This is a genomic window from Sphingomonas hominis, from assembly GCF_013328205.1.
In the GTDB taxonomy this organism is placed as follows: Bacteria; Pseudomonadota; Alphaproteobacteria; order Sphingomonadales; family Sphingomonadaceae; genus Sphingomonas; species Sphingomonas hominis.
Genome location: NZ_JABULH010000019.1, coordinates 1 through 15,339, shown reverse-complemented (window position 1 = coordinate 15,339; position 15,339 = coordinate 1). Strand labels below are relative to the sequence as shown.

19 protein-coding genes are annotated in these 15,339 nt (G+C 64.3%); 12 read left to right on the top strand and 7 right to left on the bottom strand.

Annotated features, from left to right (window positions below; all coding sequences use genetic code 11):
• Positions 1-222 precede the first annotated feature (222 nt).
• Complete coding sequence (locus HRV97_RS17015) at positions 223-1,119, bottom strand: NotI family restriction endonuclease (protein WP_174195321.1); 897 nt, start codon at positions 1,117-1,119, stop codon at positions 223-225.
• A gap of 50 nt (positions 1,120-1,169) precedes the next feature.
• Between HRV97_RS17015 and HRV97_RS17010 the strand changes: the two genes are divergently transcribed.
• Entirely contained in the window at positions 1,170-1,601 is a 432-nt protein-coding gene (locus HRV97_RS17010) for a very short patch repair endonuclease (protein WP_174195320.1), read from the top strand.
• Between the two features lie 24 nt (positions 1,602-1,625).
• Here the strand turns inward: HRV97_RS17010 and HRV97_RS17005 are convergent, their stop codons facing one another.
• Positions 1,626-2,057, bottom strand: coding sequence for a hypothetical protein (locus tag HRV97_RS17005; RefSeq protein WP_174195319.1), 432 nt, complete (start codon positions 2,055-2,057; stop codon positions 1,626-1,628).
• 147 nt (positions 2,058-2,204) lie between these two features.
• Here HRV97_RS17005 and HRV97_RS17000 point away from each other — a divergent pair, with 147 nt between their 5' ends.
• From HRV97_RS17000 to HRV97_RS16990, 3 genes are all read left to right on the top strand, one after another.
• Positions 2,205-2,753 (top strand): recombinase family protein, encoded by a 549-nt coding sequence (locus HRV97_RS17000; RefSeq protein WP_174195318.1) that lies wholly within the window; start codon positions 2,205-2,207, stop codon positions 2,751-2,753.
• A gap of 112 nt (positions 2,754-2,865) precedes the next feature.
• Complete coding sequence (gene parA / locus HRV97_RS16995; RefSeq protein WP_223176930.1) at positions 2,866-3,546, top strand: ParA family partition ATPase; 681 nt, start codon at positions 2,866-2,868, stop codon at positions 3,544-3,546.
• Positions 3,543-3,806: a ribbon-helix-helix domain-containing protein gene (locus HRV97_RS16990; protein WP_174195317.1), complete on the top strand. Its 264-nt coding sequence runs from the start codon at positions 3,543-3,545 to the stop codon at positions 3,804-3,806. Before parA ends, HRV97_RS16990 begins: the two co-directional genes overlap by 4 nt.
• 30 nt (positions 3,807-3,836) lie before the next feature.
• Here the strand turns inward: HRV97_RS16990 and HRV97_RS16985 are convergent, their stop codons facing one another.
• Positions 3,837-4,898 (bottom strand): replication initiation protein, encoded by a 1,062-nt coding sequence (locus tag HRV97_RS16985; RefSeq protein WP_246248840.1) that lies wholly within the window; start codon positions 4,896-4,898, stop codon positions 3,837-3,839.
• Positions 4,899-5,228: 330 nt separating this feature from the next.
• Between HRV97_RS16985 and HRV97_RS16980 the strand changes: the two genes are divergently transcribed.
• Complete coding sequence (locus HRV97_RS16980; RefSeq protein WP_174195315.1) at positions 5,229-5,549, top strand: hypothetical protein; 321 nt, start codon at positions 5,229-5,231, stop codon at positions 5,547-5,549.
• Here the strand turns inward: HRV97_RS16980 and HRV97_RS16975 are convergent.
• The 3 genes from HRV97_RS16975 to HRV97_RS16965 are packed head-to-tail and all read right to left on the bottom strand — an operon-like array spanning position 5,525 to position 7,313.
• The gene (locus HRV97_RS16975) at positions 5,525-5,974 is read right to left on the bottom strand and encodes a hypothetical protein (protein WP_174195314.1); all 450 of its coding nucleotides are present in this window, start codon (positions 5,972-5,974) and stop codon (positions 5,525-5,527) included. The two genes, HRV97_RS16980 and HRV97_RS16975, sit on opposite strands and share 25 nt — an antisense overlap.
• Positions 5,971-6,975 (bottom strand): hypothetical protein, encoded by a 1,005-nt coding sequence (locus HRV97_RS16970; protein ID WP_174195313.1) that lies wholly within the window; start codon positions 6,973-6,975, stop codon positions 5,971-5,973. The genes HRV97_RS16975 and HRV97_RS16970 overlap by 4 nt, the downstream gene beginning before the upstream one ends.
• Positions 6,972-7,313: a hypothetical protein gene (locus HRV97_RS16965; RefSeq protein WP_174195312.1), complete on the bottom strand. Its 342-nt coding sequence runs from the start codon at positions 7,311-7,313 to the stop codon at positions 6,972-6,974. The genes HRV97_RS16970 and HRV97_RS16965 overlap by 4 nt, the downstream gene beginning before the upstream one ends.
• A gap of 249 nt (positions 7,314-7,562) precedes the next feature.
• Here HRV97_RS16965 and HRV97_RS16960 point away from each other — a divergent pair, with 249 nt between their 5' ends.
• Genes HRV97_RS16960 through mobF form a run of 4 tightly spaced genes read left to right on the top strand, consistent with a single transcriptional unit; the run spans position 7,563 to position 12,972 of the window.
• Positions 7,563-7,943 carry a hypothetical protein gene (locus tag HRV97_RS16960; RefSeq protein ID WP_174195311.1) on the top strand — a complete coding sequence of 127 codons (381 nt, stop codon included), beginning with the start codon at positions 7,563-7,565 and terminating at the stop codon, positions 7,941-7,943.
• 12 nt (positions 7,944-7,955) lie between these two features.
• Positions 7,956-8,366, top strand: a complete 411-nt coding sequence (locus HRV97_RS16955) for a DUF6173 family protein (protein ID WP_174195310.1) — start codon at positions 7,956-7,958, stop codon at positions 8,364-8,366.
• Positions 8,338-10,179 carry a type IV secretion system DNA-binding domain-containing protein gene (locus HRV97_RS16950; protein WP_174195309.1) on the top strand — a complete coding sequence of 614 codons (1,842 nt, stop codon included), beginning with the start codon at positions 8,338-8,340 and terminating at the stop codon, positions 10,177-10,179. Before HRV97_RS16955 ends, HRV97_RS16950 begins: the two co-directional genes overlap by 29 nt.
• Entirely contained in the window at positions 10,180-12,972 is a 2,793-nt protein-coding gene (mobF, locus tag HRV97_RS17830; RefSeq protein ID WP_174195308.1) for a MobF family relaxase, read from the top strand.
• A gap of 30 nt (positions 12,973-13,002) precedes the next feature.
• Here the strand turns inward: mobF and HRV97_RS17890 are convergent, their stop codons facing one another.
• The gene (locus HRV97_RS17890; RefSeq protein ID WP_425505798.1) at positions 13,003-13,191 is read right to left on the bottom strand and encodes a DUF6771 family protein; all 189 of its coding nucleotides are present in this window, start codon (positions 13,189-13,191) and stop codon (positions 13,003-13,005) included.
• Positions 13,192-13,377: 186 nt separating this feature from the next.
• On the opposite strand from HRV97_RS17890, the gene HRV97_RS16940 reads away from it, so the two are divergent.
• The 3 genes from HRV97_RS16940 to HRV97_RS16930 all read left to right on the top strand — a co-directional run bounded on the left by HRV97_RS16940 (position 13,378) and on the right by HRV97_RS16930 (position 15,308).
• On the top strand, positions 13,378-13,569 hold the full coding sequence (locus tag HRV97_RS16940) for a ribbon-helix-helix domain-containing protein (protein ID WP_174195307.1): 192 nt from the start codon (positions 13,378-13,380) through the stop codon (positions 13,567-13,569).
• On the top strand, positions 13,566-14,693 hold the full coding sequence (locus HRV97_RS16935; protein ID WP_174195306.1) for a DNA cytosine methyltransferase: 1,128 nt from the start codon (positions 13,566-13,568) through the stop codon (positions 14,691-14,693). The genes HRV97_RS16940 and HRV97_RS16935 overlap by 4 nt, the downstream gene beginning before the upstream one ends.
• A gap of 354 nt (positions 14,694-15,047) precedes the next feature.
• Positions 15,048-15,308 (top strand): hypothetical protein, encoded by a 261-nt coding sequence (locus tag HRV97_RS16930; protein ID WP_021320008.1) that lies wholly within the window; start codon positions 15,048-15,050, stop codon positions 15,306-15,308.
• The last annotated feature ends 31 nt before the right edge of the window (positions 15,309-15,339 follow it).

Here is a 15,339-nt window from a genome sequence, read left to right as displayed (position 1 = left end):
TATCGCCGAAGGGATCGCGGACGGCTCCATCCGGGTGCCACGCTGACGCCACTCCCGCTGGCAGATAATGTGAGCAGGCGACCATGACTGCGAGCAGCGCCGGATGATGGCGAGCACATTGGCAATTAGCGTGAGCAGACTGCTCCGCCCATTGTCAGATAATCCGAGCAGAAAATCGCTCCGTTTGCGAGCAGACGCCGCTACGATTGCAAGCGCCTACACCTAGCGGAGCGCCAGATTAATAGCGGCGGCGTACACGTCCTTGTCTGGCAAATGGATGGGCGACGTGAACGCCGTCGCCACCTGATCGACCGTGGTGGTGAATTGGGCGTTGAAAACGAGGGGCCGCACCTTCGTTTCAGGGTCAATGTCGCCCAGCTCGTATGAGCGGAACGAGATCGTGCCAGGTCCAACAGGGTATTCGTGAAGCGTATTGCCGAGGCGGTGGCGAATCTTGTCATAAACCTGCTGCGGGCAGATAAAGAACAAACCTTTGGAGCATCGCGCTTCGCGCCGTAAAACATGGCCCTTGTAGATGAGCTGTGGGAGAATGCGCTTGTTTACGTTCTCCCAATTCATACCGGAGTTGCTCCAACCGTCGAACGGTTCCCCAGCAAAGAAAGCGTCGGCTTGATCCCTGTAGCTGCCGGTCGTATCGATGGTCTGAACTTCTAAGGCTGTGAACTCCTGTAACAAACCGCCCTTGCCGATCTTGGCAAGAATCCAATCCACATAGTACGCACCGGATTGACTGCCATCAGCGCGTTTGGGGCGTGGCAACGGTAGCTCTCCGCCCCATCCCTTGCCAAACGCGACGACTTCATTCCCGGTCAGCTCTCCGCGCGTCTTCATCGTGCGGGCTTCCATTGCGGTTATGAGGTCGCTTTCGGGGCCGAACACCTCCTGCGCTATCTCGCGCAGTGCCTTGTAATCGTCGGCATAGAGGCGGTTCGGGCAGCAGATGATGGGGTCACCCTGAGACTGCCGGACTGAGCATGATCCGTGGTTCGGCTTGATGCAGGCCGCCCGCGTGAAAGGACACATCAGATCGTCAACGAAGGGCCGGGCGCGCTTTACGAGCGGCTTGTAACCGAAGAACTCGACAATTTTGAGTGCCATGCGACCTGATACCCCCTTGCCGTCTTTAGGTGCCGGAGGGTTAAAGGCCAATGGCTGACAGGATCGACGCCGCCGCGCGGTCACGTAACATGAGCCGAATCCGGTCTAAAGGGATGAAGCCGGAAATGGCGGTGCGCCGTATAGCGCACCGCTTGGGATACCGCTTTCGGCTTCACCGGCGCGATCTACCAGGCACGCCGGATTTGGTGTTCCCGGCCCGCCGCAAGATCATCTTCGTTCACGGTTGTTTTTGGCATCGCCATGCGGACCCGTCATGCAGGGCGGCTCACACCCCGAGAAGCAACGAGGTCTATTGGGAGGCGAAAATCGCCCGCAATATCGCCCGTGACGACGCCGCTCGCGTAGAGCTGGAGCGCACCGGCTGGAATGTGCTGGAGCTATGGGAGTGCGGCATAAAGAATGCCGAGGCGACCGAACGCGCTATCCGTAACTTCTTAGGTCCGCCGGGGCCTGCGTCCTAGCAGGAGCCGCAGGCCCCCCGCCCCTCATTCGCTTGCCTCAACGGCAGCGCGTTCCGTCACCACTTCTAGTCGCTCGAAACGATAAGGCTTCAAATCCTCGACCATGCGCTTGCTCAACGGAGCGTAGCTGTAGGCGCCTCCCGGCTTCGTCCACGAGGTTTGCGCCGTGAAGCCATAACCATCGGCCATGCGGACCAGCTCGTCATGCGGCACGAGATACCAGCAGCCGCGATCGGGGAACGCGACGACGATGCCCCTGCCCTGATATTTGGTGTCTATCGTCCACCGGCTCTTGAGCTGGACCTTTTGAACGTCGTTAGTCGATTCATTGTAGAGGATGAAATCGACCCCACCGTCATAGACGGGCAAGAACGCAATATAGCCTCTAGTCAGCGCCAGGCTGACCAAGGCGTTGCGATTAATGACCTCGATCGCCTCCCCGGGCAGCTTCGCCATCAGAAGGCCAGATTGAGTTTCGGAGCGTAGCGGATCATCGCTCGACCCTACCACGCCGATGCATAAATCAAAGGTTTTGCATCACATCGGAAATGTTGGAAATCTGGCCCCTTTCCTGATGCACAAATCTGATGCACAATTCCAACCGTGATCTACGGCTATGCCCGCGTCTCGACCACCGGCCAGGACTTGGCCCAGCAGCTTGCTCAGCTTGAAGCGGCGGGCTGCACCAAAATCTATCGCGAGAAAATCAGCGGCGCGTTGACCGAGCGTCCCCAGCTCAGGCGCACGATCGCCGCGCTTGATCCCGGCGACGTGTTGATAGTTACAGCGACAGACCGGCTGGCCCGCAACACCCGAGACCTGTTGAACATCCTCCACGCGGTGAAGGAAGCCGGCGCAGGCTTCCGCTCGATCGCCGAGCCGATGGTCGATACCACGTCGCAGTTCGCCGAAGTAATTATAGCCGTACTTGGGATCGCGGCGAGCTGGGAACGCGCGCGGATCACCGAGCGCACCGCCGCAGGACGGACCCAGGCTAAGGCAAGGGGAGTCAAGTTCGGGCGCAAAACCGCCCTCACTCCTCACCAGCAGGCAGAGGCATTGCGAAAGCTCGACGCTGGCGACACGCAACGGACCGTCGCCGCCCTATTCAACGTCAGCCAGGCAACGATATCGCGGCTTTCTAAGCCGTAAGCTGGCACGTCCTGCTCGACTGCGCTTATGTCTACGGCGCGGCAGATGACCAAACATTATAAACATGACAGCCTACCTGTGTGCGTGTATGCACGCATCCACGAGTACGAGGATGCGTGTGCACACCATAGCGATAATCAGCCAGAAGGGCGGAGCTGGCAAGACCACCCTCGCCATCCACCTTGCCGCCGCAGCGTCAGCATCGGGGCTGGAGGCACTTGTGCTCGACGCCGACCCGCAGGCTACCGCGTCGAGTTGGTCGCACTGGCGGGAGCTGGCAGGCATCGGCGCGCCCGAGGTGATAGATTGCGGCTCTCCTGCCCTGTTGCCGCGCAAGTTATCGGGGGCAGCCGAGCTTGGGGCCGAGGTCGCGATCATCGACACCCCGCCCCACGCTGACATTATGGCGCGCGAAGCTGGAAAAGCGGCCGACCTGATCCTGATACCCTGCCGACCTCAAGCGTTCGACCTCGACGCTATCAAAATGACGGCCGAGCTGGCGAAGGCCAGCGGCAAGCCGACATTCGTTATTTGGGTCGGAGGACCGACGAGAGCGCCAGTCACCTACAGAGAAGCGAGCGAGCTCGTGGAGCGTCTAGGTCTACCTGTAGCGCCCGCCATGCTGACGCAGCGCGCGATTTACCATCATAGTACCGGAGCCGGAAAAGTCGCAGCCGAGCTTGAACCGGGCGGTAAAGCCGCCGCCGAGGCGGAAAGCGTATGGACGTGGGCGCGTAGCCAGGTAGGCGTGCATACACGCAAGCGAACCACAAAGGGGAAAGCAGCGGCATGAGCGGCAAGTTTTCTGGATTGAAAGCGGTAGGAGCCACCGCGCAACCCACTTCGCAAATAATAGCGGAACCGGCGAAGCCGTCCGGAGCGCGACCATCACGGCAAGGCAAACGCGTTATCAGCGGGCATTTTAGCCCGGAGCTTAGCCGAGGGCTGAATATGCTTGCGGTGGAACAGGACAAGACCGTGCAGGCGCTCTTGGGCGAAGCCATCGACCTGTTGATGCGGCAATATGACCGGCACCCGTTCGGAGAACGGTAGGCACGCACACGAGACTACGTGCATACGCGCCTACGGCTTTGGGCGACGTGACGCGTAGCTTTTGCAAAAACCTTCCCATGACGAAAGCAGGGCCGTGCCTGTCAGTGTATCGAGCTTGTCGCCCATGTGAGTCCGGTAAGCCTCTGCGATCAAATCCTTGTCCCAGCCGCCGCCGTAGGCACGCGCGACGCCAGCAAAGGCGGCTTCCCGATCCCCGTAGGACAGGGAGCCGGTCGGAAAGGTAGAGGGGGCAGGTAGCGCCTTGCCGGACTCGACCACCCGTAGATGCTCGACGGTCCCATCCCGCCGCGATCGACGGCCGACCTTGGGGCGCTCAACTTCATCGGCCGCGGCATTGATCGCGGCCGACCTCTTAGGGGTAAAGCACAGCTCGACCTCGGCAATCCTTCGTCCCCGACCGGGAGCGCGCTTCTCCTCCCAATCGAACGTGAAATGTGCGAGCTGGTCGATTTCGACTTTTGCGGGCTTGAGCACGAAGCGCCGAAAATCGGCGAAATTGCGTAAGGCGGAATGAGGCACGCCCAGCTTTTCCCGCAGATCGTCCAATCCGCCGCGCCAAGTTCGATCGTGCCGTCCAATGAGCAGACATCCAATCTCGAATATCGTGACGGAGTATTTGCTTTGCAGCGCGAGCAACGCCGCCCGATTGAGACGGGCGTAATAGTCCGACCCTTGAAGCATCTGACGGGCAGGTTCGGAAAACTCCCATTCGACCGTTGATAGCCCGTCGTCATCGGTTTCTTCGATGTTCCAGGCGATCAGCGCCGCGGTCAGGACCGCATCGCGCCCGCGGCCCGAAATCGTAGGCATCTTAAAATGTACGGCCATCAGTTCATCGAGCGTGTCGTTCAGCCGATCGTTGCTTTCGTGAGAGCCGCGAAGTTCCTTTTTCGTGATGGTATGCGCGCCCGGTTGCCAGGCGTTCCCACTCGCCTTCTCAATCAGCAGCGCCAGCACCTTGCGCGCAGCGAGGGAAGGGGAGACGCCGCGAGCGAACCGAGCCTCGATCAGCTCCCCAGCTTTGATGATGACGCGGCGACCTTCCGACCGCGCCATATGCGCCGCCTTCATAGTCCGACCTACTGATTCATCGATCGCCATAATGCGCGAAGGCTATGCGAGGCGACACGCAAAGTCCACTCGCACGACCGCCCTATCCCTCGCATAGAGACGCCCCATTGCTCGCAACAAACCGCCCCGTTTCTCGCATAGAGCCGCCCCATTACTCGCATAGACGGCTTTTATCCGTGCCTATTCAGTAGCTTAAGAGCGCATGAATCCTTAGAATCCCTTGAATCTTGGAATCGCTCTCACGCTTCGCGTGAGCTTATGTTTTTTGGGGTTTTAAGCAGGAGAAGATCGACCTTAAAACCATCGCTAAAGGTTAGAGGCAGGTCCGGCTTGATGGCCTGGGACGCAGCGGAGGTGCAGATGGGCATTTTCGGTCGGATAGGGGAATGGTTCTCCCGCATAGAATGGGGTGAAGGCGAGGCCTTTGCCGACCGCACCGGAGGCGATGACATTCCCCAAGTAAACCCGGCGACCGGCTTGCCGATGATCGGTAGCGGCATTGCCGGGGTCGACGTGCAGGGGAACCCCTTCGGAACCGACCTTCACCGCTGGCATGACGATCAGGCCAGCCAAGCGTTCTCCGATAGCAGTTCGACCCGTTGGGATCATGCGTCGAGCAGCAGCAGCTACGATCCCAGCCGGGGCTGGTAGGACGCAAGCGTAACGCGGCGCATCAATCGCTCGCCTTCCAGCCAAGCCACGGCATGAAAAATCGGCATGGCGGCGATACCTGCCAGCAGAACGCCGGGGAGAACCGCAACCTTAACGAGCAGCAGAGCGGCTAGAAACAGCAGCAGGATACCGCCAACAAAATCCGACACGGCCGAGTGACGACGGTAATACCAGCCCCAATCGGGTACGGCTAGAAAGCAGGCGTGCAGCTCTCCCTTGTGCTGCCAGCCCACGACAATCGCACGATCACCGTCGCAGAGCAGCACGGGCTTGCCGAGGTAATGCATGGCGTGACCATCGAGCCGGAAGCGCGTGATGCATGGACCACCCGGCAGGGAGGGAGGGGTTATCCCGACCCGCGACACGACGCCCGCGCGCGAAACCCAGGGATTGAGCCAGTTCACCGGCCCGGCCCGACGCTGCCGGAGCCTTCGACCTTGGCATCGGCGTTTGTGCCTTGCGTGCCCGATGCCGCTTGCCGTTGCGACAGCGAGGCGGTGGAAGCGAGCCGCAGGTTGATGGATTGCCCGCTGATCCGACCATCGCCGAACCAGACGCCGCCCGCCTTTGTCCAGGTGAGGCCGCGGGGATCGGCAACGAAATCGCCGGCTGGGCTATGCGTGAAATGGATATTGCCCGAGCCGGTCAGGTCCGTGGAGAACGAGCCGCCGACGACTTGGCGCGAAGCGTCATCGAGCGCGGCTTTCAGCGTCGTGGCCGGGATCGCCTGAAAGGCAGCGAGCACCCGCCGTTGCGCTTCGTCGGGATCGGCGAGACGCGACGTGCCCAGTTCCTTGTCGATCAGCCCGAACACGGTGTTGGTGTAGATTGCCGAAGCCGCCAGCATCTCCATGTAGCGGAGGTGCAGTTCTTCGTCGTAGCGGGGCGGAGCGCGGTGCGCCCGGAAGAACGGGGTATCGAAGCGGGGATCGGTGACGCGATCGTCTATCGCGTAGACTTCCCAACCTTTGCGGGGCTGCATCGCGACGACGATCGGCAGGGTGTAGAGCCGATGGTCGGCATCGAGCGGTGATTCCTTGTCGCGCGCGGCCGGCGGAGTTTCGCGGTATTCCTTGCGTGTCGGCTCGACCAGTGCCGCAATCGCCTGGTTCATCGGCGGACGCCGGCCGTCGCGTGCCTGAAGGAGAATAAGGCCGAGATCGACCGGCAGATCGCGCGCGTTCCAGTCGGCTAGAAACGCATCGGCCATCAGGCCCAGCGCCGGCATTTCGTAGGTCTTGCCCGTCTCGAACCCGAGGCTCTTAACCCGTTCCCACAGGCTGGACGTGCCCGAGCTGGACCCGGCGCTTTCCGACCCGGAGCCGGACACCGACGCGCCGCCCGAATTGCAGCCGGACAGCGTGACGGCAACCAGAGCAGGGGTGAGCAGCACACGCAGGATCATCGCCGTTCCTCCACCATCAGGTTCCGCAGCTCGGTCGCGTCGCGCGCGAGGGTGTCGCTTGACCCGGCGAGCTTCGCTTCCAGTTCGGTCGCGCGCTTGCGGAGCCGCGCCAGTTCAGCCGAGATTTCAGGGTCGCAGGCAGGCCGGGCTTGTCCCGTCGCGACCGACCAGTCGCGATCGAACCCGGCGTTGAACGCGGCGCGATCGGCGCGGACAACGGCCGTGTCGCGCTCGACCCGCACATCGACGTGCTGTTGCCAGGACACCGCAAGCCAGGTCAGCACCGCGGCGATCGGAGCCGCCACCAGTGCGCCGGACGCGAAGCCGCTCAGTGCCACGATCCACCCGCCAAGAAGAAGGAAGAAGGGCAGAAGGGGCGAGGCTTTGCCTCGCTCAGTTTAGTCCACACCCTACGCACGCGTGCACCCCCCAGAGCGCAGTCGATGCGTGGTCGCATCGACCAGGAAGGACATTGCGCCACAAGGCCAAGTCACTGTCAACGGGGTCTATACAGCCGCTTCATTTTGCGTAGTCTCACCGCATACGGACGGGAGGACCACTTGCCCCGCGTGATGTTGACGGCCCGCGTGACGGATACCCAGGCCGCGGCGCTGAAAAGCTACGCCGCGGACGTGGGCTTGCCGCTGTACCAGGCGACCGTTCGCGCGCTTGAACTTGGCATCGCGGCGCTTGTCGGGGGCAGAGGCGCGGAGCCGGTACGGCACGATACCGCACCGCCTGCGAGCGTATCGGTTGGCGAGGTGGAGGCGTTGCGCGAGGCGGTGGAACGGTTGACCGTCCGTGCCGAGCTTGCCGACCGGCTGACCCAGCGAACTCTCTACGCGGCCGGCGCGGCCTACGCCGCGGCGCTGGCGGGACCGGGGCAGGGCGACGAGCACATGGCCGGGATCACGCGCGACGCGCAGCGGATATTTGACCGGCAGCTCGCCAAGGCACGCGAGGGTTAAGCAGGAGAGATTATGCGAACCGACCCGTTCAAAATACCGTCCCTCGCAATGCCGCGTGTCGAGGTTCCGCAGCTTCCAAAGCTGGACCCGATCATTCCGGCCAAGTGGGCGTTCGAGCGCATTGCGCGCCAGATCGAGAAGTTCGAGACCGACCTAGAACCCGATGAGGAGATCGGCCTTCGCCTTGTCGCCACTCCCGACGCCAGCGTCATGCACATTGACGATGTAGGCTATTGGGGGCCGGATATGCTAATTTTCTACGGCAACAATGAGCATGGAAAGCCCATGCAGTTGCTACAGCATTACACCCAAATGAGCGTTCTTTTGACGGCGGTGCCAGCCAAGGAAGCCGAACCGAGGCGCATCGGCTTCCACCTTGTTCAGAGCATCAAGGATGATGCCGAAAGCGAAGGCGGAGAGTAGCCATATGGCGACCCGCGCCGAACTCCTCTCCCGCGGCCAGGCGAGCAGGAACCGGCATTGGGCGGGGGTAAATGCGCGCGCGCAGGTGGCGGCAATCCTGTTCCTACTATGCGCGGGCGTGGGCGCGTTCGCGGGATGGACGACCGCGCCCGACCTCACCCGGCGCGGCGCGGTGCTTTACGTGAGGACGCAAGGGCGCGAGCTGCTGGACCCGTTCGGGCGCAACCTCGCCACTGCCGAGGCGCGGATGCGTGTCGCCATGCGCGACGACATTCTCGACCCCCGCAGCCCCGCCACGCGGGGCTTCAAGCGCCTCCTGTGGCGCATGGTGTTCTTCGCGCTCCTATGCGGCGTCGCGATCGGCGTGCCGCTTTATCGCTGGCGCAGGCGCAAATGGGCGGAGGAAGGAGAGCGGGCAGGGCGCGACCGCACCGTTCGCGGGGCGGAGCGGGTGGACGCGGCGACGCTGGCGCGCATGGTACCGATCGGCACGGCCGATCGGCCGGTGACGATCGGGGGCGTGCCCGTGCCGGAGGCCGAGGAGGCGCGGCACTTCCTGTTCGCGGGCGCGACCGGCACCGGCAAGACGACCGCGATATGGGCGTTGCTCGACCAGGTGGAGCGGCGCGGCCAGCACGCTTTCGTGCATGACGTGGATGGGGGCTATGTCGCGCGCTACTATCGGCCCGAGCGCGGCGACCTGATCCTCAATCCGTTCGACGCGCGCTGCGCCTACTGGAACCCGTTCAGCGATGTGCGGTCGGCATCGGACGCCGACCGGCTGGCGGGCTTTATCGTCGCCAAGCCGGGCGGCTCGACCGCTTCCGGTGACGATGTTTGGTACGACCAGGCGCGCATCGTCGTCGCGGCCGTTATCCGGCGCTTGTGGGAGCAGGGGCGCGGCAACGTCCCCGAGCTGACCCGCGCGCTTCGTGACATGACGCCGGACGAGCTGGCGGAGCTGACCCGCGGCACCGAGGCCGCGCGCGTGTTTCAGAAGGACGCTGAAAAGGCGACCGCGAGCGTGCTGTTCTGTCTGGCGGAAGCGGCGAAGATCGTCGGCACCATGAAGGCCGCGCCCGGCAACGGGCCGACCGTCAGCTTCGATGACTTCTATGCCGCCCTTCCCGGTATCGAGGGCGCGAAACCGTGGATCTTCCTCGCGTCGCGCAAGCGCAACTTCGCCGCCGCGCGCCCGCTGCTAGGGTGTTGGCTGGATTGCGCCGTGGCGGCGATCCTCGACCGGCCTACCAAGGGCGCGCCGCGCGCGTGGCTGGTGCTGGACGAGCTTCCCGCGCTCCCCCGCGCGAGCGGGCTGCTCACCCTGCTACCCGAGGGGCGCAAGTTCGGAGCGGCGTGCGTTATCGCCTTCCAGGCGATCGGCCAGCTTCGCAGCACCTACGGCCAGCATGAGGCCGGTACGATCGTGGGACAGGCTGGCACCCAGCTTATCATGCGGCTGGGCGACCCGGAGTCGACCAAATGGGCGACCGAGCTGCTGGGCCGTTCGGAGGTGGAGGAGCACCGTTCCAGCGCCTCGCTCGACAGCGATGCATGGACCGACAAGGGTTCGCTATCGACCATGCGGCAAACCAAGCCGATCGTGCTCGACAGCGAGATCGGCCACTTGCCCGCGTTGACCGGCTTCCTTCGCTTGTCCGGTTTGCCGATCGCGCGCGTGACGATCGGCCGGACACACATGGAGCGGACCGACATAGCGGAGGCTACCGTTCCCATGACGGCGCAGCCGGCACCGCCCACGACGCCGCCTGCCGGCGCGGAGCGCGACCGGACGGCAGGCGGCGCGCTTTAGGTGGTCGCTTCCGTCGCCTCGCTCAAAAGCGCCGCGCAGGCCGCGAGCTACTATGAGGCGGACGACTATTACACCGAGGGCGGCGAGTCCCCGAGCGCGTGGTTTGGCGAGGGCGCGAAGGCTTTGGGGCTGGACGGCGAGGTGGACCGCGCGACCTTTGCGCGCGGACTTGAGGGGGTGCTACCGAGCGGCGACCGGCTCGGCACCGTCAGGAACGGTGAGCGCGAGCATCGGCCGGGATGGGACATGACCTTTTCCGCGCCCAAGTCGGTGTCGATCATGGCCGAGGTCGCGGGCGACCGGCGCTTGATTGGCGCACACGACAGGGCGGTGAAGGTCGCGCTCGACTATATCGAGCGCCACGGCGCGGCGACGCGTGCGAGGACCGGAGGCCAGGTCCGCACCGTCGAAACCGGCAATCTCGCGGTCGCGACGTTCCGCCATAACACCAGCCGCGCCCAGGACCCGCAGCTTCACACCCATAGCGTCATCCTGAACGCCACCCAGGACAAGGCGGGCAATTGGCGGAGCGTCGAGAGCCTGTCATTCTTCCGCATCTACAAGGATGCGGGCAGCATCTACCGGCAAGCCTTGGCGGGTGAGGCGCGCCAGCTCGGCTACGGCATCGTGGAGGGCAAGAGCGGCACGTTCGAGCTGGCGGGCGTTCCCGAGGCCGCGATCCGCGAGTTTAGCGCGCGCGGGAACAAGGTGGAGGAGGCGCTTGCCGAGCGCGGTAAGACCCGCGCCGACGCGACTGCGGCCGAGAAGGCGACCATCACGCTCGCCACCCGCGAGGCGAAGGAGCACATCGCCCGCGAGCAGCTCGTTCCCACATGGCGCGACCAGGCCGAGGCCGCAGGGTTCGGCGAGAACGAGCGCCGCGCGCTTGTCGCGCAGGCCGAGCGCCAGGCCACCCCGGAACGTCCGTTCGGGCTGGCGGAGCAGGGGCAGCGCCAGGCCGCGGCGACGCTGGCGGTAGGAGCCGCGGCGCGGCACTTGTCCGAGCGCGACGCGGTGTTTTCTGCGGCGGCCTTGGAGGCGCGCGCCGTGGAGCAGGCGGGCGGGCGCGCGACCGCGGCCGAGGTCGCGACCGCGGTTAGGCGCGCCGAGGCGACCGGCGAGCTGGTCGCGCGCGAGCGCGGAGGCGGAGCCAGGGGGTTCACCACCCGCGAGGCGGTATCGACCGAGCGCCGGATGTTGGCGATCGAGGACGCCGGGCGTGACCGGGCGCTGGCGCCGATGGAGAAACAGGACGCCGCGCGCGCCGTGACCACCACGGCGTTCTTCGCCGAGGCGCGGGGGCATCGCTGGACAGACGGGCAGCGCGAGGCTGCGACCGGGCTGTTGACCGGCACCGACCGCGTAACGGGCGTGCAGGGATACGCCGGCACGGCCAAGACGACCACCGTGCTCGCCACTTACGCCGAGGGCATGAGGTCCGCAGGCTACCAGGTCCGCGCGTTCGCGCCGACCGCGCAGGCCGCTTCGCTGTTGGGCGATGCGATCGGCGCGGAGGGGGCGACGGTCGCGAAGGCCGTGTTGGGCGGTGAGACGCTTGTCGTGGAGGCGAGCCGGGGCCGAGAGACGTGGATAGTCGATGAGGCGTCGATGGTGAGCGCGCGCGACATGGCGAAGGTATTGAGCCTTGCCGAGCGGTCGGGCGCGCGCGTCGTGCTGGTAGGCGACGTGAAGCAGCTCGGCAGCGTGGAGGCGGGCCGCGCATTCGGGCAGTTGCAGGACGCCGGCATGAGGACGTTCGCGCTCGACCGGATCGTTCGGCAGGAGAACGAGCTTACTCGTGAGGCCGTGCAGGCCACCATCGCCGGCGATGGCCGGCGCGCGTTGGAGGCGCTGGACCGGGGCGGTGGCAAGGTGACGGAGATTGCGGACGCGGGCGATCGGCGCGCGGTCATGGCGCGCGACTTCGCCCAGCTCACCCCCAGGGAACGCGACCGCACCCTTGTCATGGACACCACGCGCGACGGGCGCGAGCTGTTGACGCAGGCCATCCGCGCGGAGCTTCGCCGCGACGGCACGATCGGCGAGCACCAGGTGAGCGCGGCGACGCTGGAAAGCCGGGGCCTCACCCGCGAGGAGGCGCGGCACGCACGCGGCTACGAGGCCGGCGACGTGGTGACGTTCCGGCGCGGCTATGAGCGCCAGGGGATTGAGAAGGGTGAGGCCTATCGTGTCGCCAAGGTGGACGCCGCGGCGAACCGCATCGAGCTACGCGACCGCGAGGGCCGGGCGATCGACTGGAAACTCGACAAATGGGGCCGGGGCCAGGCGGAGGCGTTCGCCGAACGGCAAAGGGAGTTCGCGAAGGGTGACCGGGTGCAGTTCACCCGCAACGACCGCGAGGCCGGGCGGATCAACGGCGCGACCGCGACCGTGAAGGCAATTGACGCCGAGGCCCGCACCATGACCGTGAGGGACGCGCGCGGGCGCGAGCACGTCATGCAGCTCGACCAGGCCCGCGACCAGCATGTTCGCCACGGCTGGGTAGGCACGGTGCACGGCAGCCAGGGCGCGACGGCCGACCGGTCGATGACGCACCTTGAGAGCTTCCGGGCGAACACGGTAGACGCGAAGACCGCCTATGTCGCGATCAGCCGGGCCAGGAAGGGCGCGGCGCTCTACACCGACAGTCGCGAGGGGCTGGCGAACGCGATCGAGACCAGGACCGGCGAGCGCGCGACGGCGCTTGCGCCCGAGCGCGCCGCGCCCGCGATCGAGCGGCAGATCGAGAAGCCAGCACTCGCTAAAGGCGATCGGAGCATGGGGCTGGGATGACCGATTGGTTCTAGGCCGATGGCCTCCACATCAAAGCGGGAGCGTCATCTGGCGTCCGTCAAAATCGGGCTGAGGCAGTTCTAGGTCCTCGACTATGGCGAAGGCCAACGCTTCGACCGCGCGCTCACGATAGCTGGCATCCCGCATCGACAAGCCCAAGCGGGCGAACGCGGGAGCGGAGCGGATAGCTGCGGACACGGATTCGGGAGTTACTTGCATAGTGACAGCAATGAGAACACAAAGGGAACACATAGGGCAAGGGGGCAGTTACAGATGCTGGAAGCTAATCCAGCTTTGAACGCACTCACTGCATCGGTTTGCGTCGGAATGCAGCAGAATGAAGCATCTTGCAGCTATGCAGGTTTGCCTATACGCACTCCGAACGGACGACGAACGAGGGTAGGCGTGGCCGAGAAAATCCAGCGCGTCACCGTAAACCTTACACCGAAGGAGGACGCCGCTTTGCGGCGTTTCGCCGAGGACCGGCAGGTCTCGCATTCGTGGGTCGCTAGAATGGCGATCGTCGAATATCTGGAGCGCCACGCCGGCCCGCAAAGCAACCTTCCTCTCACCACTGCGAAGGCTGGCAGGCGATGAACCAGGAACTCACCGCGATTGATCTGTTCTGTGGCGCGGGGGGCCTTTCCGAAGGCTTGCGTCAGGCAGGTTTCCATGTGCTCGCAGGCAATGACTACGACGAATGCGCGGGTGCGACCTATGCCGCCACGCACCGCGAAGCACGGTTTTTGGGCGGGCCGATCCAAGATATTTCGTCCGAGGATTTTATGTCAGCGGCCCGGCTTAAGCCGGGGCAGCTTGACGTTTTGGCAGGCGGTCCCCCGTGCCAGGCATACAGCGTATATAATCACCAGCGAGGGATGCACGATGAGCGCAGCTTCCTCTTCCGCGAGTATCTACGCATCGTAGAGACACTATCGCCGCGCTGGGTCATCATGGAAAACGTGATGGGCATTCTGTCGGCTGGGCAGGGTGCAGCGGTTCAGGCAATCCTAAGCGGCTTCAACAAGCTCGGCTATCAGGTCGATTTCCGAGTTTTGAAGGCCGAGCAGTATGGCGTTCCGCAGGAACGGCGGCGCGTCGTGTTCATCGGCAACCGCACTGGCGAGCCGATCACGTTCCCCGAGGCGACGCATGGCCCCGGCCTGCTTCCCTATACGACGGTTGCCGACGCAATCTCCGACCTGCCCAAGCTCGCCAACGGGCAGGGTTGGACGAGTGATGCCTATCGAACGGTCGCAAAGTCTGGCTACCAGAAGGAGCTGCGCCGCGACTCTCCCGGCGTGCGTAACCATGCAGCGCCCAAGCTCGCTCGCATCAACGAGGAGCGGATGCGCCATATTCCGCGCGGCGGGAGCTGGCGCGACATTCCTGTCGATCTATTGCCGCGCGGCATGAAGGCGGCGCGCCGGTGCGACCACACCAAGCGATACGGCCGGCTCGATTGGGAGGGGCTTTCGTCCACGATCCTGACCAAGTGCGACATTCATTGGGGTGCGTATATTCACCCCGACCAGGACCGTTCCTTGACTGTACGCGAAGCTGCGCGCTTTCAGTCATTCCCCGACTGGTTCACCTTCGAGGGTAGTAAGACCGAGGGCTTTGTTCAGGTCGGCAACGCCGTTCCGCCGCTGTTAGGCCGCGCGATCGGCGAGACGCTATTGGGGTTGCGCGACGAGGCCCGCCCTTCCCTTGCTGCCTAGCTGTAGGCGCTTGCAATCATAGCGGCGTGTGCTCGCAAACAGCCTGATTTCCTGCTCACGCTTTCTGCCACTGGCGGGGAGCGTCCTGCTCGAATTATCTGCCAGTGTGCTCGCCATCATCCGGCGCTGCTTGCAAACGGGGCGTTGTGCTCACGCTCCGTGCCAATGGGCTCTCCAAACCCGTAGCCGGCAAGCGCTTTTGCGAAGCAGGTTTCCAGAACAGTTCTGACAAGCGGCGGGCCGCAGAAATGCGTTGTCGTCATGGCCCGCCCGCGAGGTCGTCAGAAAGGAAGGTTTTCGCGAACAGGGCCAGCGCATAATAGGCGATGACACCACGCAAGCGGAAAGGGTGCGATGACCAAAACCGAAATGCTGGAGACGATGAAACGCCTCGACGCCCATGCGAATGCCCTGCTGCTGATCGGTGCTTCCGATATCGATCTGCTCGGCGGCATGTTCGACGTGATGCCGGACTTCAAGGCGCTGCTCGATGCCGGATACGGCGAAGAGATCGAGAGAAACGCCGGTCGCTTCCCCGGCCTGCACCGCTACGCCGTCATGCTCTCAAATATCGCCGAAGGGATCGCGGACGGCTCCATCCGGGTGCCACGCTGACGCCACTCCCGCTGGCAGATAATGTGAGCAG